This is a genomic window from Plantibacter lichenum (genome assembly GCF_050587525.1).
Taxonomy (GTDB): Bacteria; Actinomycetota; Actinomycetes; order Actinomycetales; family Microbacteriaceae; genus Plantibacter.
On the sequence record NZ_JBOBFT010000010.1, the window covers coordinates 43,791 to 66,745 of the forward strand.

Consider the following 22,955-nt stretch of genomic DNA (forward strand, 5'->3'; position numbering starts at 1 on the left):
CGCTACAACACGGCCGGCTTCTTGACGGTATTCAAATCCGTTTGGGTATCGGCTGCCGGAACTGCCAACGTGGCGATGCAATCAGTTCTTGATACCGCGCTGCGCGGTAGTGAAAGTGCTCAGCTTGCTGGAAGAGAGTCCGTGTCCTTCCAGCAAGGTGGCCACAGCCTCCGGGTCCGTCCACACGCCCTCGGCGAGGGCCGTGGAGAAGTTGCGTAGCGCCGCTGCGAGCTCGCCGAGCCCTCTCTCCGTGATGATTTGCATACCCGTCACAGGAGTTGCATCCGAGAACGTAGTGATTGCGCGGTGCACCATGATCGGCACTGCGTGGGCGGCAGGGTCGTACCGCTGACCGAACCACAACATCGATGTCGCGAGCTGACCCATGTCGCGTTTACCGATGGCAGAACTCTTGGCCCCGGTTTTCGCTTCGATGACCCAGAATTTGTTGTCGCCGAGTGCCCAGAGGTTGTCCGGACCGGTATTCGTATCGTGCTCGGGCCGCTGCGATCCGAGCCCGATAAGCTCGCCGGCGCGACGCAGGGCCTCCTCGGTCTGCTCGACTCGGTACTCATTGAAGGCGAGGTCCTCGATGATGGATTCCACGTCCAGGCGTAGCGCGGCGGCGGTGGAGTACTTCTGTCCCAGGCGGGTGGCACATGTCACCGCCTGGGGTGAATGCGTTTCGAGGGCGACGAAGGTCAGTCCGGCGAGGGGCTTTGTGACGTTGGTGTTTTTCGCGCGGGCCTGGGTGAGGATCTGCTGACCGAGTTCTGGGCTGGTCATATCCGCGTACGTAGCTTGGAGCTCCAGCAGCCTCCCTGCGGATGTCTCATCCGTCTCAGCTGCGGCGACAGCAGCGATGCGATCACGGGCAGCAGTCATGTTGCCGTTCTGCGCCAAGACGTATGCCTCGCGCTCTGCAACCGCCGCATCTGAGACATGTCCCGGCGCCGGGGCGATGTTGCGCAGTGCCTTGAGGGCCAGCTCTACCCAGTTCTTATCCCGCGTGAGCGCCTGCTTGATGGTGTTGATTATCCCGCTGAGCGGCAGGTTGTCCATACTCGCCGCAACCTGACGCGAGAGTTTGAGCTGCTGCTGGGTTGCGGGACTAAAGCGGGTGACGGTACGAGGGTCCACGGTGAGCTGAGCGAGCCGGGGGCCGAGCAGAAATACAACACAGTGATCCTCGTTGCTGCGCACACCGCGGCCCATACCCTGCTCGATGCGCTGTACCTGGCGGTCGTCGATTCCAGAGCTGGCGCGGGCGAGACTGGAGCTCAGGCGTTCTTCTGCGCTGAATGCCTCAGGCAAACCGTCGAGAACAAGAACCCGACAGGCGTCGTCGGGAAGGTCAATGCCGTCGTAGCGGTTGACTAGCACAACGAGTCCGATGTGTTTCTTGCCACGGAGCTTCTTCACTGCCTCATCGATGTCGTCTTTCGTCGCAACGATTGCCGCGTGCGGTCTCCACGCCTCCGCCCACGGTGTGCTGGGGACAAGTACCACTGTGTTGAACGTTTTGCTGAGATTGACAATCTCCGTGCGAATTGCCTCGACTGTAAGCGCGGGACTGATCTCCTGCGGTGCGACGATCATCCGCTCGCCGATGTCACCGGCAGAGAGTGGAGTGATGGGCGACTGCACGCTGGCCGGAGAGGCGCCGAAGTCGGTGACGAGCACGCTGTCATCAGCAAGCGTCGCTGTGAGGAAAACCCGGTGTTTCGCTTCCATGAACGACGTCACGTGGTCAATGGGAGGACAGTGCGGCGTGATTGTGAGCTCGTGATTGGAGAAGACGGCGCGACATAGCGGCAGGACCTCCGCGACAGCCGGCCAGTCATAGAACAGGTCCTTCTTCTCACCAGTCTCTTTGCGAAGGAGCTCCCGGGCTTGTTCGACCTTCGAACGCCATGCCCAGAAGGGGACCCGCACAGGGGCGCCACGGCGGTCATCGCGTACGTCTAGGTACGAGTCGGAGGACTGCGTTCTCAGATCGTCCTCGAATAGATCCAGCAGGGGCATGAACGCGTCATTCTTGCGTGGTAGCGTCAACGACAGCTTCTCGCGGGTCGTGGCGATGGCAGCGTGCACGTCATCCACGACGACGACTCCGATAGGAGCGCGAGCACGTGTGGGCCGCCGACTCGAGAAGACAGTTCGTCCGTTTACCAGCTTATGGGCGTTGACGACGCCAATGGCCTCGCTGTTGAGATAGGCCGCACCATCGACATTGGTCGTAACTTCCACGCCGAGCTTTTGGGCCTCTGCAAGGACCTGCCCCACTAGATAGTCACTGGGGGCGACGAACAGGGCCGGTCCCTCGCCATCATTCAGGTAACTCTGCAGGATGATGAGACCGTCAATGGTCTTGCCGCCGCCGGTATTGACCTTAATTACGATGTCGCGCTCGTCGCGGCGTTCGTGCCACTTTGAGAGCACCTGCCCCTGCACGTCCCTTAGGTACCCATATCCAGGGGCTTTTGTCAGCTGGCTGTGCAGCTCGCGCGGTTCGATAGGAGCATCATCCGCGCCACTTGCCAGCATTGCCCCGAAGTCCACCATTGACCCAGCCCCGTCGCTCCTGCGGTGCAGCGGAACTCACGCGCTGCCAATTCGCCGCGCTGAGCCTGCCCCCGAGAACACCATAGACGCAACCAGCTGAACCTGTCTGCCTCAGACTCCTTAATTCCTCTCGATAGACGATCCCCAAATGAAACGCATGCCCGCCATTCGTGAGCTGATCCAGCCCGGGCCGAGACGCTGCTCACAAACGTCTCAGCCAGGTGTCGCAGATTCGGTTTCGGCCATGAGTTCCGAGCCGCCCTCGGACGCCAGATTCAGCGGGCGCCTGGCAGAGCGACCGACGGGCTCAGAACCGATCAATGCCGATTGCAGTCCGCTCATTGGAGGATTCCGACAGCTTTATACCAACCGTGAACCGGACGATGAGCGTCATGCAGTTAGGGCACCCCTGCGGGCAAATATGACCGGGCGGGATGAACCAGCATCTCCGCAATGACGCGGTGGCGACTCATCGCGGGCGACGACAGCGCCCGGTGGACGCCCCTCTTACGGGCAAAGGAGTCGCCGAACAGATTCCCGGCGCACGCACTTGTCTCACGCCACGTTTGAGCCTCGCCCTCGCGGATCATCAATGGTCATTCGAGGAAGTGTCGCGCAAACAACTGCATCTCATCACCAATACGCTGAGGTGGTGTCAAAACTCACTCCGCGCGAGTCCGCGCCTCCGGCCCAGGAGAAGGTCGTGGTGTCGCGCAGCGGGAACACCTGCGCATACCCCGGATGCGAGTTAGTCCTCACCATGGAGTCGCTTACAGTCGGCGATCGGCCGAAGGCGACGGGGAAGGTGGCGCACATCTGCGCGGCGAGTCCTGGCGGCCCGCGGTATGACGAGACGATGACCAAACAACAGCGGGGGTCGGCGGATAACCTCATCTACCTGTGCGGCCCGCATCATGACGCCGTAGATGCCCAGCTCGAATTGCACACTGTCGCGTTCCTACGCGAGGCCAAGCGCGTGCACGAGGCCAAGGTGGCGCGCGGCGTTCGTGCGGGCCTTGGGGATGTGACGTACGCGGAGCTGTCGATGATCTGCACGGTTCTGGTGGGAGCGAAGGAACCGCCGACGCCGGTCCAGGTGGACATCGCGCTCCCTGTTCAGCAGAAGATCCAGCTCAACAAGCTCGGTCCGGGAGCCGTCGAGCTCATCACCGCGGGCCTTTCCCAGGCAGACCGCGTAGAGCGCTTCATCGCGTTCCAGTCCGACTGGAACCCGGGCTTTGGCAAGACGCTCGCCGCGCGGTGCAAGAGCGATTACTACTCGGCGGTCGCTGACGGGCTTGAGCCCGACGAGGTGTTCGACTACCTCGTCCAGCGCGCGTGGGATAACGCGGGCCCTCAGGACACGCCTCAACTGCGCGCAGCTGCCCTAGCGGTGGTCGCCTATCTCTTCGAGATCTGCGAGGTGTTCGAGCGTGAGTGAGCTGTTCCCTGACAAATTCACCCCGATAGCCAAGACCCTCGTGGGGGAGGCTGCGACAATTCTCGGGCTCATGGGTGTACGCAGTCTCAGTGTCGGTCAGCTGTTCGTCGAGTTTCGAGAAGCGGTGCCGAGCTCGCCCTTTGACTCGTTCGCCGCGGCGCTGACGTTGCTGTACGGCGCCGGCGCCATCAATCATTACGACGGAATCTTGAGGGCCAATTAGTGCTGGTTCGTCTGAGTGCCAACAAGGCCGAGTTCAAGCCCATCATGTTCAAACCTGGGTTCAACGCGGTCGTCGCCGAGCGCGCGCCCGACTCGACCGATCAGGACAGCCGCAACGCCCGTGGTAAGTCGACACTCCTCGCAGTTCTCAACTACGTCCTCGGCGGCACATTCGATAAGAAGATGCAGTTGCTCGCCGATGACGGGTGGGAGTTCACTCTCGAGCTTCAGCTGTTCGGCGGCACCGTGAGCGCCACCCGAGCACTCGCCGCCGGCAAGCGGCTGCAGATCGCGGCCACCGGCGACGCGAAGGCGTTCATCGCGCCCTATCTTGTCGAAGGTCAGATTTCGGGCGAAGAGTGGAAGGAGCTGCTGGGGCTGGGGCTGTTCCGTCTGGAACCTTCCGAAGAGAAGATCACCGGCGGCATTTCGGTCCGGACGCTGCTCTCCTATGTCATCCGCACTGAGGCGCCGAAGGACCCGCTGAAAATCGTCTCTGTGCAGAGCGCCACTAGCAGCCGCGAGCACATCGCGTTCCTTCTCGACCTCGACTGGAAGGTCGTGCTCGACCTCGCCAACGTGGACAAGGGGCTCCAGCAGCTCAAGACGATTACGGCCGCGGCCCGCGATGGACTCGTGACAACCCTCCGACCCGAAAGCGATCTTGCCCTCGAGCGAGCAGCGCTCCTCAACGAAGTCGAGGAGTGGGCGGGACGAATCGAAGGCTTCCGTATCCTGGAAGACCCCAATTCGCTGGTGCAACGGGCAGACGAATTAACCGCGCAGATTTCCGTCCTGCGCGACGAAGCGGTCGTCGATGGCCGCATGCGCACCCTCTACGTCTCATCACTCACCGACGATAGCGACGCGCCTGCTGAGCCCGTCGACGTCGAAGCGCTTTTTGCGGCGGCAGGCGCCGTACTCGCGGATGGATTCATTCGACAGATGCGAGATGTTGCCGCCTTCCACGCCAGCCTTCTCACGAACCGACGAGCGTTCTTGCGCAGCGAGATTGAGAGCCTCGACGACCGCATCGCGGTCCGCAAAGCCGAACTCTCCCGACTCGACGAACAGCGCGACGGCACGCTCCGCACGCTCGATGCGGGAGGTGCGTTGGACGAATTGAACGCGCTGCGAAACGAGCTCGCGAGCGTCCAGGCGCGCCTTGCCGCGATCGACCTTCAAATCGAGCAGGCCCGCGAACTCGTCACCGCCCGCGAAGACCTGAAACTCCAGCAGTCGACTCTGCGCAAAGGGGCGAGTGAGCAGCTCGCGGGCTCCCGGCAGAAACTCGACCACGTCGGCGCTCAGTTCAGCCAGAAGATGCACCGGCTGTACGGCAAGGGCGCCGCCCTCACAGTCGAGGTAGACAACGCGGGTTACAAGTTCACCGTGACCGTCCCTGGCTCGGGAAGCAGCGGAGTGGATCGCATGAAGCTCTTCTGCTTCGACCTCACGCTGCTTGAAGAGGGCGCTGCTTCGGCTCGGCATCCCGACTTCCTCGTGCATGATTCGGTGGTCTTCGACGGCGTCGATCCTCGCCAACTTGCGAACGCCCTGCGCTTCGCGCAGGAGATGGTGCAGACCACGGGTGGGCAGTACATCTGCACCATCAACAGCAACGACATCCCGCCCGATGTGTTGGAGGAGCCGTGGTTCAAGGGCGGCATCGTGCGATCCATCCTTGACACGGAGGTAGGCGGCCTGTTGGGACGTGAATTCTAGGACCCCGGAGTATTGAGCTGCCTGTTCTCGGCGACAGTATCGGACCTCGAAAACGACGGTTCGTGGTCGGTCGCATCCTGCTCCGCAAACTCCGCGAGGCTCTGATCTGGGGCATCGCCTGTCTACATCAAAAGCAACTCCGCTTCGAGACCGCCCGAAACAAGGTGATCTCGATCAGAGCATGAGGAAGGTCTTCTCAATGATGAGTGAGGCGCAGGCGAGTCCCTCTTCGTTGCCGACCGGTGGGCGCCTTCTCACGATCCGAAGCGCCACAATTTGTACCGAACGCCGGCTTGCTCGGTAGGCTCGGCAAGGTTGAGAGGAAAGCAATGACACTTTGGTCAGATCGCTACGTCGTTCATCCGCTGTGGCCAGAGGTCGACGCCGTGAGGGCTCAACTCAATGCGCTAGACATCAGCGGGGATGATCGCAACGGACAAGCTGTCCTGTCCTATGTCGGAATCGTCGTCGAGCTCCTTGAACGCCGCCGCTCGGAAAGCGATCCGTTGGAGGTTACGCCAGCGATGCTCACAAGCACTCAGAATGCAACCTCGAATCTCACAAGCACGCTAACCAATATCGGAGCAGGGGTCTGGCCGATTGACATGGCGACCGCGGCCACCGATTCAGTGATGGATACCTTGGCTTCATGGCCCGTGGTCAAGCCATCACGGTATCTGTCGGGCATACAGGCCGCAATCGAAGCCTTCGCCAACAGGGTTGCAGAAGCTGTATCGCGAGTGGAGGTTCAAAGTCAGGCACTTGAATCGCGGATCGGAGAGTTGGACACTCGGGAGACCGAACTCTCGACGAGCGTCGACACGGAGAGACAGCGAATAAGGGAGGCTGTCGCCGACTTCAAAGTGGAGGCAAATCAGGCAATCCAACACGTCACTGATTCCCAAGAATCGGTCATCGATGAGTTGAGAGCAGGCTGGACCGCGACGGACGCCGCCTACAGGAACGAGGCGGAAGCAGTCCTCAAACAGCTTCACAAGCATGAGGACTCGGCTCGCAAGACCGTTCACGCCACGACCGCGCTCGTCGTAGCAACAGACTACGGCAGATACGCGAGAAACAAGACGTTTGCCGCATGGGTATGTGACATCGCCGCTGCGTTCGTGGGCGCAGCTGGTGTGACAGCAATTATTTGGCATTTGTTCACAATCGATCCTGATTCGGACTCCAACGTGGGGCTGTCTCTCACCCGCCTCGCGGCTTCACTTGGGACGCTCGGAATCGCTGCACTACTTGGGCGTCGGGGGCAACAGCACCATGCGGAAGCTCGTGCTGCAAAACGTACCGATCTCGCTCTGCGACGGGTCATGCCTTTCATCGCCAATCTTCCTGAAGACGAGCAACAAGCCATCGTGCTGGAATTCACGGAGCGAGTTTTCATCCGCGGCGATCTCGAGGCATCCACAACAGCAGAGGCCTCACTGCGCGAACGTCTAGCAGCCATTCGGACGGGCCGCGGCAAACCGACACAGGAAGCTTGACGACACCAGGATCGGTCGAGCCTTCGGCCGCCATCCGTCAATACAACCCATCACCTCGGCGCAGCCTGGGAAATCAACCACTTTGCGACGCGCTCTAGGCATAAATACATATGCGCCTAAAGCACTGCTAATATATATTACGGCAACCTACTCGCCGGATACGCTCAACCGTCCTCCAATCCAGGGCAGGGTCCCCCACCCATAACTTTTGATGAGTCAGCCCACCGGCCCGGTGCGCTTGCCGTCCGGAACAAGCGCCCACAGCAAAAAGGTCAATGGGAGCCAAATCGCGGCCACGGCCAGGTTTATGAACACACCCAACAGCCAGGCCCAACCGCCCATCGTGCCCGAGTTGTACCGGTGATTCAAAGCAGCGATCAGGAAGCACACCGCAACGACGACAATCCAGAACGCGATTTGGTCCACACTCCACCCATACGCGTAAAACGGTGCCAGAATCCACGCCGTCGGTGCCGCCCGAGCCTCCACGACGATGTCGGAGGTAAGGAAACTCACCGCCACGCACAAAGCGAGAACGATGCTCAGCGCATCACGTACGGGTACGTCCTGGAGGCTGGAGACTGCCCACTCGTCCACCGCGGAAAACCATGAGCTGATCGACTGCGCGTGAAACCAGTCCGCGCCAGCAGCAAGAGCCGCGAATGGCGCCTCCCCAGCCGTCGCTCCTGCAATCGTCGCAAACGCCAGCACCGAGGCAAGAAGTCGATACGGCGCATCCCACTTCAGATTCGTCAGCTCTGCCAACGATTTGCTGGCCGTCATGCCATCAATCACGCCCCACCACTCCCCCACCTACTACAGCGACTCGGTTCCCGTTGTCCTACATGTCAGGTGATTCCACCACATCTCACAGTGCAGCCTAAAAGCGCTCGGGCGAGAGGCCCGCCGTCGACGACCATCCGCTGGTTCTCAACCGCAGTTTGGGTACACCGAAGTACACTCAGTACACAGGAGTTCACTGGAGGTGGGCGGCCGCCGACAAGCGTTCACCGACAGCCAGATCCGCAACGCGATCAGACTCATTGACGCCGGCGAACCAGCCACCCACGTCGCACGCGAACTCGGCATGTCACGCGCCACCAACGAGGCCGCACAGAGATGACGGACATGGTTCCAGCGGCTAGCGCCATCATCATTGACGACCAACACCGTGTCGTACTCGTGCTGCGCGGCACCGAGCCCGAAAAGGGGCACTGGTCCATACCCGGACGTGCGAACCAGGACAGGTTCGCGCTGCTGCGCAGATCCAGCACGCACAGGCTGATCCGTGTCGTTCCGGGCAGGGCATCAGTCAGATAGCGAAGAATCGATGAAACGAATAATCGCCATTGCCAACTCGCCAGGCGCTTCTTCCGCTACATGGTGGCGTGAGTCAATTCCATAACCGCGAACATCGGTGGCCCAGTCTCGCCAGATCGCCAGCGGATCGCCGTAGAGATCTTCGAGATCGTCTTGCAGTGACCACAGCGCGAGCACGGGCATGGAGAGCTGACGGCCTGCCGCCTTATCCACTCCCTCGTCCACTCGATCAACACTCAGTCCCGCTCTGTAGTCCTCGAGCATTGCCCGGACGACACGCGGGTTGTGGACTGCTTCTCGCCACTCCGCATAATTCAAAGCCCCCATCAGCTCCGGATCCGCTCCGTACCAGGCCTCTGGGTCAGCGTTGATTACTCGTTCCGGAATATCCGGTTGGGCGAAGAAGAACCAATGCCACCAACGGAGCGCGAATCGCGCGTCGACGCGTGCAAGATGTTCACTGATCGGTACACAGTCAACGAGCGTCAGCCGATCCACGCGCTGTTCGTGATCGAGCGCGAGACGAAAGGCGACGTAGCTGCCGCGGTCGTGCCCGACGAGGTGAAATCGGTCGTGTCCAAGCGCCGTCATCAACTTCGCCATGTCATTGGCGACGGCCCGTTTGGAGTGGGCGCTATGGTCGCTTGTCGGTTCTGGCCCGATCGACGCACCATACCCACGAAGGTCTGGGCAGACAACGCTGAATCCCGCGGACACCAGGAGTGGCGCGACTTTGTGCCAGGTTGCACCGGTTCGAGGGTGACCGTGCAAGAGCAGGATCGCTGGCCCACGACCACCGTGACGCACATGGATAACGGCGTCCTTCACATCGATGTCTTCCGTTACGAATCCATTGAACACACAACCATCTTGGAGCATGTCTCCTTCGCCCGGGTGACGAGTTGGGCGACTGGCGGACAGAGGTCAGGCGCGACTCACGCCGCAGATGTCTTGGTACCGAACTGTCAGACCTCGCAACATCGAGACAACTACGGGGTCATCGCACGCGCGCGCGATGACGTCTCCTCGTCGGCAGCGCTCTCTGGGCAGCACCTGATCAACGCGGCAAAACAGAAGATCCGCGTAGAAGCCGTCGCCGTGAATGTCGAAGTGCGCTTGCCGGCCGACGAGTGCGAACGCTGGGCCGAGACCGCGGTTAGCCGTCCTGATCACCGGTGGGCACACGCACTTCCATCCAGGGTGCTGTGCTGACCGGTGGAGACGATCAACGGTTCAGCCGATCGTCGTGTCCTCGCGGTGCGCAGAGATCGGGCGAACGATGAGCGAGTTGTCCGAGTCGGGTGAAACCCAAATGCCGGCTGCATATGGAATTGAAACCACGACTTCACTCTGAGGCAGGGTGACCGAGAACGACGTCACCTCCACGAGCGTTGCGTTTGGAATTCGTTTCTCGTAACCGAACGCGAACACAGCCCACGCGCTCCCACCAGGCTCCGCAATGACATCGGTTGTGCCGACCTTCCAAGCGTCATCTTGCTTCGCCTCAGGGAGGGCAGGTGCACCATCGCCGCCAATGGCCTCTACCGTGGGGAACCCGCCGCGGATGATGCAGGCATTGTCACCAACGTTCCGGAGTTCAATGTTCACGATCGGGTTCATTTCGAATGAGCCAACGAGCTGCTCCGCTGTGCAGTCGACCGGATCGGCGGCCGCCGTCGGCGATCCGGTGGCTTCCGCGGTGACAATCGCCGGTTCCTTCGGAGCGTCTGGAGCGCAGGCCGCAAGGAGCGCGATCACCCCGACGCCGCATGAAAGTGCTGCCCAGTTTCGGCTGATCGTTCGTGTTTTCCCCATGAGCCCGACCGTAACACCCTGCTTGAGAACGGGCGGACGGCCCACATACCCCTGGCTAGCACTCGATGCCTCAACTCCTCAACTCCTCAACTCCTCGACACCTCTCGCCGAAACGAGACCTGCTGCGAACTCGGCACAGTCCCCCCGAGGAGCTGACGCCACGCGACGGGCGGTCGAGAGAGTTGCTTGAGGTGTTCAGATCGACCAGGCTCACCCCATGCGCCACAGAGTTCTCTTTACGGTTTCGCTCCTCGCCATGTCGCTGACGGCCTGCGCAGCACCAACCGAGAGACCCGGCGAGCTACACACCACTCCTCCTGCAGCATCGACGACTCCGACAAGCGGCGTGGCCGAAGTCAACGAGGCGAACATCTACGAGATCCGCGTCGAGAAGATCATCAACGCGGGGCAACTCGCCGAGGGCGACCGGGCAAACGTGAGCTTCGCACCACAATCTGAAGCCACAACACTGATACGGGACGACGGATACTTTGGCGTGTACTTCGAAGCAGAGGACGGCAACAACACGTTCCAGTCAGCAGCGGGCATCGTCTGCATCGCGAAAGGCAACTCGACGAACCCTGACTGGGATCGATTCGGTGTGGGGCCAGTACTCCTCACAATTGCGGAGATCGAGCACACCCTGCAACTCGAAGTCATGCCATAACTGAGGCTGAATGCCAGGCGCGAGCCGGCACCGGACGACGGTCGCCGTGACGCGCTTCGCACGCGAACACGGAGGCAGCAGCGTGACGGCCGATGTCGTCCCCCAAGCAACACACCTCGGAATTCTCGACGACAGCGCACCGATGGGGCGCTGGATCCTCGAGCACGCGAAGCAGCGCTGAGACGAACGGTGGGACAACCAAAGGGCGGCTAGCGGTCTGCACTCGCTTGGGCGGGCGAACGCGGACCGAAGGGCTCGGTGAACCATGTCTCATTCTGGCTGAAACCGCTCCCACTGCGTATTGACATCCCGCCAGCCCAGAGGTCTTAGCTACGCAGGCCCTTCACCCCTCGATATCCGAGCCACAAGCCGAATGGGATCAGCAGCACTCCGAGAATCCAGACAGGGATGCCCCGGCGGGTTATTTCGGCTCCCCAGACGGCGAGGGCAAGGACGGCCATGATCTCAACAAAGATCGCCAGCCCGAGGAGGGCCCAGGCGTTACCGCGGGAAAGTGTGCGTTCTGCCATCAGATGACCCCCAAGCGTTTCTCCTCGATGTTCTACAAGATCAGGTAAATCCTAGGACCGCGTCACCCAGCACCCCGCAACCCACAGCGGCTGCGACCCGACCCGCATCGACGCATCCTCCTCGACGACGCTGATGTCCGCGGTCCTCTGCCTGGACGACGACGCACCGTTCGCCTGCCGTATGCACCAAGCCCGACGTCGCTGCGCCCGCACTACGAGTACGCGGCCGGATTCACCACCCGGGTCGGTTACTTCCCTGGGGCGGAGGCACGAGTCGCGGCTGCAGCGACGGGGAGAGCATCGCTCGGCTCGCGATGCAGCAAGCGAGCGAGATCATCACTGGTCTCTCCGAGGAAGCCGTGCCTGACGGCGGTGTGGATCGACATCAGCATGGCTGGCTGAAACGGCTTCAGTCCCACGTGCTCCAGTTGCTCGCGCCGTTCCTGCAGCGAGATGTCCACCGGTGTCACGCCGATCCGCGCGGCGACCTGATGAGCGGTGATCGGGGTGCCGACGAGATCGTACGTCTGACCGGAATGTGCGCCGGGAGCAGCCGCCACAACGGCCGCGGCCTCCGCGAGGTCGTCCCGCGTCACAGCGGCGAGCGCTCCATCGCCGAACGCCGACGTCAGCCGCGTGCCCGACCACTGCAGGAGGGAGCCGAACAAGTCGGCGTACAGCCCGTTCCGCAGAATCGTCCACGACAACGTGCTCCGCTGCAACCGCCGCTCCGTCCACCGATGAGCCAGCGCGAACGCGAGATGGTCGCCCTCACCGACGACGCTCGTATAGACGACATGGGACACCCCGTCGCGCTCGGCCGCGGAAACGACCGCCCCATGGCGGGCGATCACCACGTCGTCCTCCGCTTCACCCGCGGAGACGAGGACCAGGGTGTCGACACCCTCCAGGGAGATGGTCTCAGGCTGGTCGAAGTCGAACACTCGGGATGCCACCGCACTGCTGCGGCTGCTTCCGATCGCGGGGACGCCACGGTCGACGAGATGGGACAGGATCGCGTGGCCGAGCTTGCCGGTGACGCCCGTGACGAGGATCAACTGATCGCCTTTCGTGGTTCTCGTGAGTAACTACACTGATTGTGTTCCGGCCGGCAGGACGTCACAAGAAGGCACTCTCATGTCACTCACGCACACGGAAGTAACCGCAGATCTCGAACCCTGCGGAAAGCACGACCACCCTGACTGCGGCATCCGCGACGTCCTCGACCGGGTCGGCGACACCTGGTCGGTCCTCGTCGTGGTCGAGCTCGCGTCCGGGACCCGGAGGTTCCGCGAACTGCAGCGCGCCATCGACGGAATCTCCCAGCGGATGCTGACGCTCACCCTTCGCCGACTCGAACGAGACGGCCTCGTCGAACGCACCGTCTACCCGACCGTCCCACCACAGGTGACGTATGCACTCACCGAATCAGGTCGGAGCCTGACCCACCTCGTCAAGGCGCTGGCCGACTGGTCACTCCAGCAACGTCCCGCCATCGCTGCTGCCCGCCACCGGTACGACGAGTCCCATCCGGGGCACCCGATCCGCTGACGGCGTCCTCCAGATGATCGTCTCCGACGCCCCACCGGGCGAAGTGTGACGTGGTCGCCGGTCTCGCGCGCCTCTCGTTCCGTTCTGATCGCACGAAGCACTGCTGCGGCACCGTCTCAGTTCACCTGCACGACCGCCTTCCCCTTCGCGCGTCCCTCGCTCTGCTCGAGGTGGGCCACGATGGCATCGTCCCAATTCATGATCGCTGGGGCGGGAATGGTCAGATCCTGCTGCGTGAGTGCGAGCACACCGGCGATGAGATCGCGAGTCCGTTCGGGCACGGTGCGGCTGAGATTGATGATGCTGAAGCCGGCGAGCGTGAGATTCCGTGTTCGGAAGTCTCCGGGCGTCGGGCTAGCGGCATCGCTCTGACCGGCGGCCGCCCCGTAGGTGACGACGGTGCCACCGGGTGCTACTGCAGTCAGGGAATCGGTGAGGATCTCGCCGCCGACCGACTCGAGGACGACGTCGAAAGGCCGATCGCCTGCCACGTGTTGAGCTCGAGCGATGAAGCCGGGGCCGCGTTCGATCCCGGTCACGCTCGTTGCGAGACCGCGCAGTTTGGATGCGGAACCGACGCCGCCGACGATGTGGCCGACCTGGTGCCGCGGAAGAAGTGCAGCGAGTGCGTGGGCGACCCCGCCCGCTGCGCTCGTGATCAGCACGTTGTCGCCTGGACCGACGGCGGACCGGCGAATGAGGCCGATGGCGGTCGCCCAGGTCAGTGGGATGCTGGAGGCCACCGCCGCATCGAGGTCATCCGGGATCGCCACGGTGAGGGTGCTCTCTGCAACGACGAACTGTGCCAGCCCGCCGCCGTCGACGGTGAAGGCGACCACTCGCTCCCCTCCCTGGAACCCGGTGGTTCCTTGGCCGAGTCTCGCGATGCGGCCGGACACTTCCATGCCTGGCACGAACGGCCATCCCGAGGCGTAGCCGGGGATGCCGCGACGGGCGAGCGAGTCGGTGAAGTTCAGGCCCGCGTACGCAACTTCGATCAACACCTGACCTGGCCCCGGATCGGGTATCGGAACATCGGTGAATCGAAGCACCTCGGGCCCGCCTGGCTGCGTCATCTGCACACTCTTCATATGCGAACGGTAGCACTTGTACGATGATCGTCGTACTTTCGTATTTACGTATTGTCGTACACTGGCGTCGAGGAGAACACATGCGACCGCTTCCACCACCCCCAGCCAGGCTCGACCTCTTCGCCGTGCTCAATTGCCTTGCCGATCCCATCCGGCTTGCGATCGTTTCCCAGTTGGCCGCCACCGAGGACATCCAGTGCGGGGCGTTCGACGTACCGGTGACCAAGAGTACGTTGACGCATCATTTCCGGGTTCTGCGCGAATCCGGTGTGATCGAGACGGACCGGTCTGGAACGAGATCACTCAACCGGCTGCGGCGATCCGAGCTCGACGACGCATTCCCAGGGCTGCTCGACTCCGTCCTCAGTAGAAGTGAGTCGGCGCTCGCCAACAGCCTCACCCGATGAACGGACGCGCCTGAGGCCGCAACGCCGCGACAGCCGGCCGGCCTCCAGCTGCCGACGGCGCGGGTTCAGGGCCAGCTGGGCGCTGGTCGAGGGAGAGGGGTTGCCCCCTCCGGACGCATGCCGTCGAAGATGATGCCGAGATAGCGTCGCCACACATCCGGTGGAGGATCCGTCAGGTACTCCATCGTGTGCACCGGGGCGCAGATGAGCAGGAACACATCCGTGCCGGTGATGTCGGGGCGGATCGCGCCAGCATCGCGCGCGCGTTGGACGAGGAAACCGACGTGGGCGAAGAGCTCGTCACGGAGGTTCGTCACCGCAGCGTTACTGGCGCTCGCGGACATCAGGAACGTCACGTCGCGTTGTTGTCGCCGGTCGGCGGCGAGGGTCAGGAACTCGAGAAGGGCGGCCCCGGCGTCCGGCGCCTCACGCAGCCGATGAGCACTGGTGGTCAGGATCGCCATGTGGACGTTCACGATGGCCGCGATCAAGTCATCCTTTGTCGCGAAGTGCCGGAAGACCGTCCCCTTCGCAACACCCGCGCGCTTGGCGATGTCCGCGATGGAGGCATCGATGCCGTGCTCGAAGAACTCCTCCTCCGCCGCCGACAGCAACAGATCGCGGTTGCGCACTGCGTCGGCTCGCAGCGCTTTCGGTGAAGTCGTCACCAGCCGAGCATATCAACTTGACCGCTCGGTCATTATCCGAATAAGGTGACCCGGGACAACGTAACCGACTGGTCACCTTAGGAGACTGTATGCACATCAACGGCGCAACCGCACTCGTCACCGGAACCAACCGAGGCCTCGGTCTGCACTTGGCCAAAGAGCTCCTGCTCCGCGGGGCCAAGGTCTATGCGACCGCCCGTCGCCCCGAACTGATCGACATCCCCGGCGCCGTCGTCCTCCCCCTGGACATCACCGATCAAACGTCGGTCGATGCCGTCGCAGCACAGGCCGGAGACGTCGACATCGTCATCAACAATGCCGCCTTCACGGACGGCGGGAATCTCGTCACGGGCGAGATCGGCGCGATCCGAGAGGTCATGGAGTCAAACTACTTCGGCACCCTGGCCGTGATCCGGGCGTTCGCCCCGATTTTGGCTCGCAACGGCGGCGGTGCAATTCTGAACGTCCTCTCGGCCGCCGCCTGGAGCACCGTCGACGGCAACACGTCCTACGCAGCCGCCAAATCGGCCGAATGGGGACTGACGAACGGAGTCCGCGTCGAGCTCGCCCCGCAAGGCACCCTCGTGAGTGCGCTCGTTCCCGGCATGATCGCCACCCAGACCATGCGCGACTACGCCGAAGCCGCGGGTATCACCCTGGCCGACGGAGTCATGCAGGAGCCCGCCGACCTCGCCAAGCTCGCGCTCGACGGGCTCGAGGCGGGACATCTCGAGATCCTGGATGCCATCGGCGCCGATGCCAAATCCGCGCTCAGTGGCCCACCCCGCGCGTTCGATCTGGCCGCATACGCCGTGGCAGAGGACATCGGAGCAACTCGGCAGGACTGACTGCAATTCCCGCCTACGGAGGAGCTGCTGGATCGGGCGCACGACATCGGAATCAGCGCACGAGCGTCAGGACCGCATCGCTGAATCCCTCTGGGTCTTCCTGCGGCGGATTATGCCCGGCCCCGGGCAGCACGACGCGCTCGAAGGGGCCGGAGAAGTGACTCGCATCCTCAGAGGAGTCGAACCAGCCGAACCCGTCCGTCCCGCTGTCGACGGAGACGGTGGGCACGGAGATTGTCGGCCGCTCGGCGAGACGACGTTCGAGGTCGTCGTAGCGCGGATCTCCATCGACGAGCCCGAAGCGATGGCGGTAGGAATGGATGGCGACGTCGACGAAGTCCGGGTCGTGCAGACTGGGCGCCGACGCCGCGAACGCGGTCTCCGCCTCGGCCCACTGTGGAGACCAGTCGCGCCACAGCGAACGACACAGGTCCTCGCGGTACCGTTCGAGACCGCGGCGCCCACGCTCGGAGTGGAAGTAGTACTGATACCAGTCCAGCCGCTCATCGAGAGGAGCGGCGGGTTCGACGGCCCCGGCGATGTCCTGGACGGGATAGCCGGAGACCGTGACCAACCCGTCGATCCGCTCGGGGAAGAGCGCCGCGGCGACACACGCGGCGCGCCCGCCCCAGTCGTACCCCGCAACGATCGCTCGCTCGATGTCGAGCGCGTCCATGAGGTCGATCACGTCCTGACCGAGCGCCGCTTGTTGGCCGGAGCGCAACGTCTGGTCGGAGAGGAATCGCGTCGGGCCGTAGCCGCGCAGATACGGCGCGACGACCCGGAGACCGGCCGCCGCGAGCCGAGGGGCGACGTCGTCATAGGAACGCACGTCGTACGGGAACCCATGGAGGAGGACGACCGTCTGACCATCCGGCTCACCGAGCGCCTCATACCCGACGCGGAGCAGCGGCGTCTCGACGAACTCGACGTCACTGATCGGCATTCCGGCACCCTTCACTCGACAGACCGGGTCGTTCTCATCGACCGCCCCATGTAGGTTATGCCCCGCGCGCACAGGAGCGCTCATCTGCGTCTGTTCGGCGTCAGAGGTGTGTGAGAGCGGTGTAAGCGGCGAGTCCGAGACTTCACTCAGACGTTCGCCCTGAGCCGCGGTGAGCACCGGCTCGGCGCCGAGACCGACTGGCGCCGCCAGCTGATCGAGCAGTTGCCCGACATCATGACCGACGAGAAGTACCGCCTCGCCGGAACGTGAGTCTCCCCTCCTCAGCCAACACCCGCCGTCTCGCGCGGCACGAAAGGCTTCACCGCCATGTCCGAAGCATCCGCTTGGGCGAAGGCCCCGGCCCCCGCCACTCCCCAGACAGCCTGGAGGGCACTCATCGTGCTCCTCATGGGCATGTCCATCGCCATCCTCGACACGACGATCGTCAACGTCGCACTGCCCACCATCCGCACCTCGCTGCACGCCTCCGAGTCGACCCTCTCGTGGATCATCTCCGGATACGCGCTGGCGTTCGGCCTCGCCCTCATCCCCGCGGGGCGGATCGGTGACCGCATCGGCCACAAGTGGGTGTTCTTCTCGGGCATCGTGCTGTTCACCGCCGCCTCGTTCGCCTGTGGGATCGCGTCGTCCGGCACGCAGTTGATCGTGTTCCGCGTGGCCCAGGGTCTCGCCGGCGGCATCTTCGTGCCGGCAGTCACCGCGTTCATCCAGTTGCTCTTCCCGCCACAGGCCCGCGGCAAGGCGTTTGCGATCATGGGCGCCGTCCTCGGCGTCTCGACCGCGCTCGGGCCGATCATCGGCGGCCTGCTCATTCAGTCGTTCGGGAACGCCGATGGTTGGCGCCTGGTGTTCTCCGTAAACCTCCCGATCGGCGTCGCCACCATCATCGCCGCCGCGATCGTGCTGCCGAAGCGGGACCGCTCAGCGCCCCGCCCGACAGCCGGACTGGACTGGATCGGCGTGCTCCTGGTCTCGGGTGCACTCGTGGCGCTGCTCGTCCCGCTGATCCAGGGACAGCAGGAGGGCTGGCCACTCTGGACGTACCTCACGATCGCCGGTGGAGTCATCCTGCTCGTGCTGTTCGCCCTCTGGGAGGTGTCGTACACGCGGCGCGGCAAGAGCCCTCTCGTGCCACCGAGCCTGTTCACGCACCCGCAGTTCACCGGCGGCGTCATCCTCGCCCTCGTCTACTTCGCAGCGTTCACCAGCATCTTCTTCACGATTTCGCTGCTCTGGCAGAGCGGGCTTCAGCACAGCGCCCTCGCCTCGGGTGCCGTCACCATCCCGTTCGCGGTCGGCACCATCCTCGGCTCGTCACAGAGCGACCGCGTCGCGAAGCGCCTTGGGCGCACCGTGCTGACCATCGGCACGGCACTCGTCGCCATCGGCCTGATCTGGCTGTGGATCCTGTTCTCGAATGTCCCAGCCAGCGACCTCACCAGCTGGATGCTGCTCGCACCGCTCGCCCTCGCCGGCATCGGCAACGGCTTCTTCATCGCCCCCAACGCGCAGTTCATCGTGGCCACGGTCGACCGGCGCGACGCTGGATCAGGCTCCGCCGTCATCTCGGCGATCCAGCGGATCGGAAGCGCGATCGGCATCGCGATCATCGGGTCGGTGCTCTTCGGGTCGCTCGTGATCTCACGGCCCGCTCCGCCGACGGACAAGACTCCTGAGGCCGTCGGAGCATTCACGAAGGCCCTGGCGGAAAACATCGCTACCGGCTTCACGGATGCGGCTGCGAAGGCCATGCTCGTCAGCGCGATCTTCGCCCTGGTCGCGTTCGCTCTCGTGTTCGCACTGCCGAAGCGCGTCAACGCGAGGGGTGGGGGCACTGGCGGCGGCGCTTCTGACAGCGGCGCTCCTGGCGGCGGCGCACCGGCGAACCCTCAGCGCGCCATCGACAGCACGTCGAGGACCAGCCCCCGAGCGTCCTCCGGCTCGACGGGGAGGGCGAAGACGACGCGGTAGTACAGCGGGGCGACGATGTGATCGAGGATCTGCTGAACCGTCGGCGCGGTCTCACCCCGCTCGCCGGCGTGACGCACCATCGCCGCCGCCTGATCACGCCGAGTGTCCGTGACGACGCACTGCGAGACGGTCTCGACCCGCGCCGCGACCATCGACCGCAGATACCGGGCCCGCTCGGGGCGGGTGATGTCCTCCACGATGACGCTCGCCCACTCCGTCAGATCACCCTCGAGCGATCCGGTGTCCGGTGCCGAATCGCCCTCTCGGGTCAGCGCGGCGACGGCGACCTCTTCGAGGAGGTCGTTGACGTCGTCCCATCGCCGATACAGCGTCGTCGGGTTCACACCGGCCCGTTCCGCGATGACGGGGAAGGTGATCCGCTCCGCGCCCTCGCCCATGAGCTCGCCGACGGCCGCATAGATGGCGTTCTGAACGCGGCTGCTGCGCCCTCCCGGGCGACGGGCGATGTCTGACGTACTCACTCCCCCATTCTCGCAAAACTCTTTGCTTTAAGGAAGCGAGAGGAGTAGTTTCGTAAAGCCAAGATCATTGCTTTACGAGGAGATCCCGTGTTCAAGCGTTCCGTGTCTTTCGTCGTCGCTGGTGCCGCCGGCACAGCGAACCTGACTGCCGCGTCCGCGCCCTCACCGCTGTATCCCGTCTACCAGGGGCTGTGGGGGTTCTCCTCGTTCACACTCACGGTGATCTTCGCCGTCTACGTCATCGCCCTGCTCATCGCGCTGCTGACCATCGGCTCGCTGTCCGACCGAGTAGGACGCAGGCCCGTCGCTCTCGGTGCGCTCGTGCTGCTCGCGATCGGCATGCTGCTCTTCGCGATCGCCGACGGCGCCGGTGGCCTGATGGCCGCCCGAATCGTGCAGGGGTTCGCCGTGGGCGCCGCGACGGGCACGATCACGGCCATGATCATGGACGCCGCTCCGAACCCGAGAGCCGGGTCGATCGTGAGCAGCGCCGTCCCAGCACTCGGTATCGCGATCGGCGCGGTGCTCGCCGGGGCGCTCGTGGAGTTCGCACCCTTCCCCCGCCAACTGGTCTTCTGGATCCTGGCCGCCCTCTACCTCGTCCTCGCCGTGCTCGTGTGGTTCGTCCCGGAGCGTTCCGCCGCCGAGTCGACCCCGCGTGGATCGGTGTGGCGGTCACTTCTGCCGAGCGCCAGGCTACCGAGGGCGATCCGGCCGATGTTCTTCGCCCTCATCCCATCGATCGCCGCGACCTGGGCGCTCGCCGGGCTGTACCTCTCGCTCGGATCCTCCATGATCGGCACCGTCCTCGACGTCCACAGCCACTTCGTCGTCGGCATCGTCCTCGGCGTGTTCTTCACCGCGGGCACCATCGGCACCGCCTCATCGGCCGCTCTGCCGCCCCGACTGCGTGAGTGGGTCGGCTACGGGACCCTCGGTGCGGGCGTCCTGGCTACGGTCACGGCGACCCTGACCGCGTCACTGCCGCTCTACGTCATCGGATCGGCCATCGCCGGCTTCGGCTTCGGCGCCGCCTTCCGATACGCGGTCAATGCACTCGGCGATGCGTCCCCAGCGGATCAGCGCGGGCAGGTGTTCGCGACGATGTATATCGTCAGCTATCTCGCCTTCAGCATCCCGGCCCTGGTCGCGGGCCTCGCCGTCGGCTGGATCGGCCTCCAACCCACGGCCGTCGCCTATGGCGCCCTGGAGACCCTGCTGATCGCGACCGCGATGATCACCGGCGGCCTCCAGGCTCGACGACAGCCCGCCCAAGCCGCGCAGGAGTCGGCTCCCACCCCATCGACTACTGCGTCAGCTTGACGAAGTACTCGTAACGGTCGCCGGGCGAGTAGCTTCGGACGTACTCGACGGCGCGACCGAAGCGATCGGTCGTCCACCGGTGGATCGTGAGCAGCGGCGACCCGAGCGGCACTTCGAGCAGACGTGCGAGCTCTTCACCGGCCCCTTCGGCACGAATCTTCTCCTCCGCCTCCTTCAGCTGGATCCCGAGCTCCGCCATCACCTCGTACAGCGACTGCTGCTCCTGCAACCGCTCCACCGTGATCGAACTGCCGATGTCATCGGGCAGCCAGGACTGCATGACGCTGAACGGACGCCCCTCGCTCATCCGCACCCGACTGACGCGCCACAGGTGCGAACCGGGGAGGAAGGCGAGGGCGGCCTTCGGCGGGTCCGGATCCGGTGCGATATCGATGTCGCGGATGCCGGGAGCCATGCCGAGATCGGTCATGACCTTGGTGAAGCTCCGGAGATCGCCGAGCGTGTGCGTCAGCCCCTGGTTGCTCACGAAGGTGCCGACGCCCTGCTGCTTGCGGACGAGATTGACGCTCGCGAGCACGTTGAGCGCTTGGCGGATCGTGTTCCGACTCACCCCGTAGGTGTCCACGAGTTCGAGCTCTCCGGGCAATTGCTGGCCCGCGACCCACTGCCCGGACCCGATCTGCTCGCGCAGAGAATCGGCTACGCGCTGGTATGCGGGCGTTCCCATTCGACCTCCTCGGACAATTGTACCTACAACCTCTTGCACTTGTACCAACAAGTGGCTACGTTAATGTCTCAACCCAACCTACTGCGGTTGTGTCGGGAGCTGCGTCCCCCCAGCGCCCACCTGAATTCAAAGAGGAATCAACCACATGAATCGTCGCTTGCTCGTGTCCATCGTGGCACTGTCTGCGCTCACGCTCACCATGGCGGGGTGCACCGCTCCCGGATCCGGTTCGGGAAGCTCCGGTGGCGCATCCACCGGATCCGACAAAGTCGCCTTCGTGTCCCAGGTCGAAGGCATCCCCTACTTCACCGGCTTCAAGGCCGGCGCGGAGAAGGCCGCGAAGGAATTCGGCGTCAGCTACACCCAGGCCGGCCCCGCCACCGCCGACGCCGCCGAACAGAAACGCATCGTCGACGGCCTGGTCTCCCAGGGCTACAGCGCCATCGCGATCTCCCCGCTCGACCCCACCTCGATGAACGGCTCGATCTCCAACGCTGTGAAGTCCGGCGTCGCCGTCATCACCTCCGACGCCGATGCACCGAAGAGCGACCGCCAGGTCTTCGTCTCCCAGGCGAGCGACGAACAGCTCGGCGCGACCGTCCTCGACGAGATCGCCGAGCAGATGGGCGGCTCCGGCCAGTACGCGATCGTGTCGGGCGCCCCCGACGCCTCCACCTTCAACGCCTGGACCGAAGCGGCACAGGCCGAGGCCGCGAAGAAGTACCCCGGGCTGGAACTCGTCGGCGGCATCCGTCACACGACGGACAGCGCGGGCGCCCTCACGGAAGCGCAGAACCTCATCACGGCGTTCCCCGACCTCAAGGGCATCATCGCCGTCCCCTCGACCGCAGTCCCCGGCGTCGCGCAGGCCGTGCAGAACGCGGACCGCGTGGGCAAGATCGCCGTCTCCGGCTTCGGCTCCCCCAAGACCGTCGCCCAGTACATCACGTCCGGCGTCATGAAGTCGAGTGTGCTCTGGAACGTCCAGGACCTCGGCTACCTGACCGTGTGGGCGCAGAAGCAGATCATCGACGGCAAGGACTTCCAGGCGAGCAACGACGTTCCCGGGCTCAAGGAACCCGTCCTGTACGACGCGTCCACGAAGACCCTCCTCCTCGGGAAACCGACGGTCTTCACGAAAGAGAACGTCGACAAGTTCGACTTCTGAAGTCCAG

Annotated in this window: 24 protein-coding genes and 1 pseudogene; 14 read left to right on the forward strand and 11 right to left on the reverse strand. The window is 63.8% G+C overall.

Annotated features, from left to right (window positions below):
• Positions 1 to 81: 81 nt before the first annotated feature.
• Positions 82 to 2,565 carry a DEAD/DEAH box helicase family protein gene (locus tag ACQ3HB_RS14215; protein WP_430920731.1) on the reverse strand — a complete coding sequence of 828 codons (2,484 nt, stop codon included), beginning with the start codon at positions 2,563 to 2,565 and terminating at the stop codon, positions 82 to 84.
• Positions 2,566 to 3,217: 652 nt separating this feature from the next.
• On the opposite strand from ACQ3HB_RS14215, the gene ACQ3HB_RS14220 reads away from it, so the two are divergent.
• From ACQ3HB_RS14220 to ACQ3HB_RS14235, 4 genes are all read left to right on the forward strand, one after another.
• Positions 3,218 to 4,006, forward strand: a complete 789-nt coding sequence (locus ACQ3HB_RS14220; protein ID WP_430920733.1) for an ABC-three component system protein — start codon at positions 3,218 to 3,220, stop codon at positions 4,004 to 4,006.
• Positions 3,999 to 4,229: an ABC-three component system middle component 6 gene (locus tag ACQ3HB_RS14225; protein ID WP_430920734.1), complete on the forward strand. Its 231-nt coding sequence runs from the start codon at positions 3,999 to 4,001 to the stop codon at positions 4,227 to 4,229. The genes ACQ3HB_RS14220 and ACQ3HB_RS14225 overlap by 8 nt, the downstream gene beginning before the upstream one ends.
• Positions 4,229 to 5,953 (forward strand): DUF2326 domain-containing protein, encoded by a 1,725-nt coding sequence (locus ACQ3HB_RS14230; RefSeq protein WP_430920735.1) that lies wholly within the window; start codon positions 4,229 to 4,231, stop codon positions 5,951 to 5,953. The genes ACQ3HB_RS14225 and ACQ3HB_RS14230 overlap by 1 nt, the downstream gene beginning before the upstream one ends.
• 329 nt (positions 5,954 to 6,282) lie before the next feature.
• Positions 6,283 to 7,452, forward strand: coding sequence for a hypothetical protein (locus ACQ3HB_RS14235; RefSeq protein ID WP_430920736.1), 1,170 nt, complete (start codon positions 6,283 to 6,285; stop codon positions 7,450 to 7,452).
• Between the two features lie 216 nt (positions 7,453 to 7,668).
• Here ACQ3HB_RS14235 and ACQ3HB_RS14240 read toward each other — a convergent pair whose 3' ends face one another.
• Positions 7,669 to 8,235, reverse strand: a complete 567-nt coding sequence (locus tag ACQ3HB_RS14240; RefSeq protein ID WP_430920737.1) for a hypothetical protein — start codon at positions 8,233 to 8,235, stop codon at positions 7,669 to 7,671.
• Positions 8,236 to 8,434: 199 nt separating this feature from the next.
• Between ACQ3HB_RS14240 and ACQ3HB_RS14245 the strand changes: the two are divergent.
• A pseudogene (locus ACQ3HB_RS14245) lies at positions 8,435 to 8,575 on the forward strand (helix-turn-helix domain-containing protein); the annotation flags it as partial.
• A gap of 185 nt (positions 8,576 to 8,760) precedes the next feature.
• On the opposite strand, the gene ACQ3HB_RS14250 reads toward ACQ3HB_RS14245, so the two are convergent.
• On the reverse strand, positions 8,761 to 9,651 hold the full coding sequence (locus tag ACQ3HB_RS14250) for an alpha/beta fold hydrolase (protein ID WP_430920738.1): 891 nt from the start codon (positions 9,649 to 9,651) through the stop codon (positions 8,761 to 8,763).
• Between ACQ3HB_RS14250 and ACQ3HB_RS14255 the strand changes: the two genes are divergently transcribed.
• Positions 9,538 to 9,984, forward strand: a complete 447-nt coding sequence (locus ACQ3HB_RS14255) for a hypothetical protein (RefSeq protein ID WP_430920979.1) — start codon at positions 9,538 to 9,540, stop codon at positions 9,982 to 9,984. The two genes, ACQ3HB_RS14250 and ACQ3HB_RS14255, sit on opposite strands and share 114 nt — an antisense overlap.
• Positions 9,985 to 10,005: 21 nt before the next feature.
• On the opposite strand, the gene ACQ3HB_RS14260 is transcribed toward ACQ3HB_RS14255, so the two are convergent.
• Positions 10,006 to 10,587 carry a DUF4232 domain-containing protein gene (locus ACQ3HB_RS14260; protein ID WP_430920739.1) on the reverse strand — a complete coding sequence of 194 codons (582 nt, stop codon included), beginning with the start codon at positions 10,585 to 10,587 and terminating at the stop codon, positions 10,006 to 10,008.
• Positions 10,588 to 10,804: 217 nt separating this feature from the next.
• Between ACQ3HB_RS14260 and ACQ3HB_RS14265 the strand changes: the two genes are divergently transcribed.
• Together ACQ3HB_RS14265 and ACQ3HB_RS14270 are read left to right on the forward strand one after the other, a co-directional pair.
• A complete protein-coding gene (locus ACQ3HB_RS14265) occupies positions 10,805 to 11,254 on the forward strand; it encodes a hypothetical protein (RefSeq protein WP_430920740.1) in 450 nt (149 codons plus the stop codon).
• A gap of 10 nt (positions 11,255 to 11,264) precedes the next feature.
• Positions 11,265 to 11,435: a PHD finger domain-containing protein gene (locus ACQ3HB_RS14270; RefSeq protein ID WP_430920741.1), complete on the forward strand. Its 171-nt coding sequence runs from the start codon at positions 11,265 to 11,267 to the stop codon at positions 11,433 to 11,435.
• A 145-nt stretch (positions 11,436 to 11,580) separates the two neighbouring features.
• Here ACQ3HB_RS14270 and ACQ3HB_RS14275 read toward each other — a convergent pair whose 3' ends face one another.
• Positions 11,581 to 11,784 (reverse strand): hypothetical protein, encoded by a 204-nt coding sequence (locus ACQ3HB_RS14275; protein WP_430920742.1) that lies wholly within the window; start codon positions 11,782 to 11,784, stop codon positions 11,581 to 11,583.
• 248 nt (positions 11,785 to 12,032) lie between these two features.
• Positions 12,033 to 12,842 carry an NAD(P)H-binding protein gene (locus ACQ3HB_RS14280; RefSeq protein ID WP_430920744.1) on the reverse strand — a complete coding sequence of 270 codons (810 nt, stop codon included), beginning with the start codon at positions 12,840 to 12,842 and terminating at the stop codon, positions 12,033 to 12,035.
• A 79-nt stretch (positions 12,843 to 12,921) separates the two neighbouring features.
• Here ACQ3HB_RS14280 and ACQ3HB_RS14285 point away from each other — a divergent pair, with 79 nt between their 5' ends.
• Complete coding sequence (locus ACQ3HB_RS14285) at positions 12,922 to 13,335, forward strand: winged helix-turn-helix transcriptional regulator (protein ID WP_430920746.1); 414 nt, start codon at positions 12,922 to 12,924, stop codon at positions 13,333 to 13,335.
• A gap of 116 nt (positions 13,336 to 13,451) precedes the next feature.
• Here the strand turns inward: ACQ3HB_RS14285 and ACQ3HB_RS14290 are convergent, their stop codons facing one another.
• Complete coding sequence (locus tag ACQ3HB_RS14290) at positions 13,452 to 14,339, reverse strand: quinone oxidoreductase family protein (protein ID WP_430920747.1); 888 nt, start codon at positions 14,337 to 14,339, stop codon at positions 13,452 to 13,454.
• A 167-nt stretch (positions 14,340 to 14,506) separates the two neighbouring features.
• Here ACQ3HB_RS14290 and ACQ3HB_RS14295 point away from each other — a divergent pair, with 167 nt between their 5' ends.
• Positions 14,507 to 14,833, forward strand: coding sequence for an ArsR/SmtB family transcription factor (locus ACQ3HB_RS14295; protein WP_430920749.1), 327 nt, complete (start codon positions 14,507 to 14,509; stop codon positions 14,831 to 14,833).
• Between the two features lie 65 nt (positions 14,834 to 14,898).
• Here ACQ3HB_RS14295 and ACQ3HB_RS14300 read toward each other — a convergent pair whose 3' ends face one another.
• Positions 14,899 to 15,501, reverse strand: a complete 603-nt coding sequence (locus ACQ3HB_RS14300; RefSeq protein ID WP_430920751.1) for a TetR family transcriptional regulator — start codon at positions 15,499 to 15,501, stop codon at positions 14,899 to 14,901.
• An 89-nt stretch (positions 15,502 to 15,590) separates the two neighbouring features.
• Between ACQ3HB_RS14300 and ACQ3HB_RS14305 the strand changes: the two genes are divergently transcribed.
• Positions 15,591 to 16,349 (forward strand): SDR family NAD(P)-dependent oxidoreductase, encoded by a 759-nt coding sequence (locus tag ACQ3HB_RS14305; RefSeq protein WP_430920752.1) that lies wholly within the window; start codon positions 15,591 to 15,593, stop codon positions 16,347 to 16,349.
• A 52-nt stretch (positions 16,350 to 16,401) separates the two neighbouring features.
• Here the strand turns inward: ACQ3HB_RS14305 and ACQ3HB_RS14310 are convergent, their stop codons facing one another.
• The gene (locus tag ACQ3HB_RS14310) at positions 16,402 to 17,295 is read right to left on the reverse strand and encodes an alpha/beta fold hydrolase (protein WP_430920754.1); all 894 of its coding nucleotides are present in this window, start codon (positions 17,293 to 17,295) and stop codon (positions 16,402 to 16,404) included.
• 327 nt (positions 17,296 to 17,622) lie between these two features.
• Between ACQ3HB_RS14310 and ACQ3HB_RS14315 the strand changes: the two genes are divergently transcribed.
• On the forward strand, positions 17,623 to 19,287 hold the full coding sequence (locus ACQ3HB_RS14315) for an MFS transporter (protein WP_430920755.1): 1,665 nt from the start codon (positions 17,623 to 17,625) through the stop codon (positions 19,285 to 19,287).
• On the opposite strand, the gene ACQ3HB_RS14320 is transcribed toward ACQ3HB_RS14315, so the two are convergent.
• Complete coding sequence (locus ACQ3HB_RS14320) at positions 19,206 to 19,769, reverse strand: TetR/AcrR family transcriptional regulator (RefSeq protein WP_430920757.1); 564 nt, start codon at positions 19,767 to 19,769, stop codon at positions 19,206 to 19,208. The two genes, ACQ3HB_RS14315 and ACQ3HB_RS14320, sit on opposite strands and share 82 nt — an antisense overlap.
• A gap of 102 nt (positions 19,770 to 19,871) precedes the next feature.
• On the opposite strand from ACQ3HB_RS14320, the gene ACQ3HB_RS14325 reads away from it, so the two are divergent.
• Complete coding sequence (locus tag ACQ3HB_RS14325; protein WP_430920759.1) at positions 19,872 to 21,092, forward strand: MFS transporter; 1,221 nt, start codon at positions 19,872 to 19,874, stop codon at positions 21,090 to 21,092.
• Here the strand turns inward: ACQ3HB_RS14325 and ACQ3HB_RS14330 are convergent.
• A complete protein-coding gene (locus tag ACQ3HB_RS14330) occupies positions 21,076 to 21,780 on the reverse strand; it encodes a GntR family transcriptional regulator (protein ID WP_430920760.1) in 705 nt (234 codons plus the stop codon). The genes ACQ3HB_RS14325 and ACQ3HB_RS14330 overlap by 17 nt on opposite strands.
• Before the next feature lie 145 nt (positions 21,781 to 21,925).
• Here ACQ3HB_RS14330 and ACQ3HB_RS14335 point away from each other — a divergent pair, with 145 nt between their 5' ends.
• Positions 21,926 to 22,948 (forward strand): autoinducer 2 ABC transporter substrate-binding protein, encoded by a 1,023-nt coding sequence (locus tag ACQ3HB_RS14335; RefSeq protein ID WP_430920762.1) that lies wholly within the window; start codon positions 21,926 to 21,928, stop codon positions 22,946 to 22,948.
• Positions 22,949 to 22,955 lie beyond the last annotated feature (7 nt).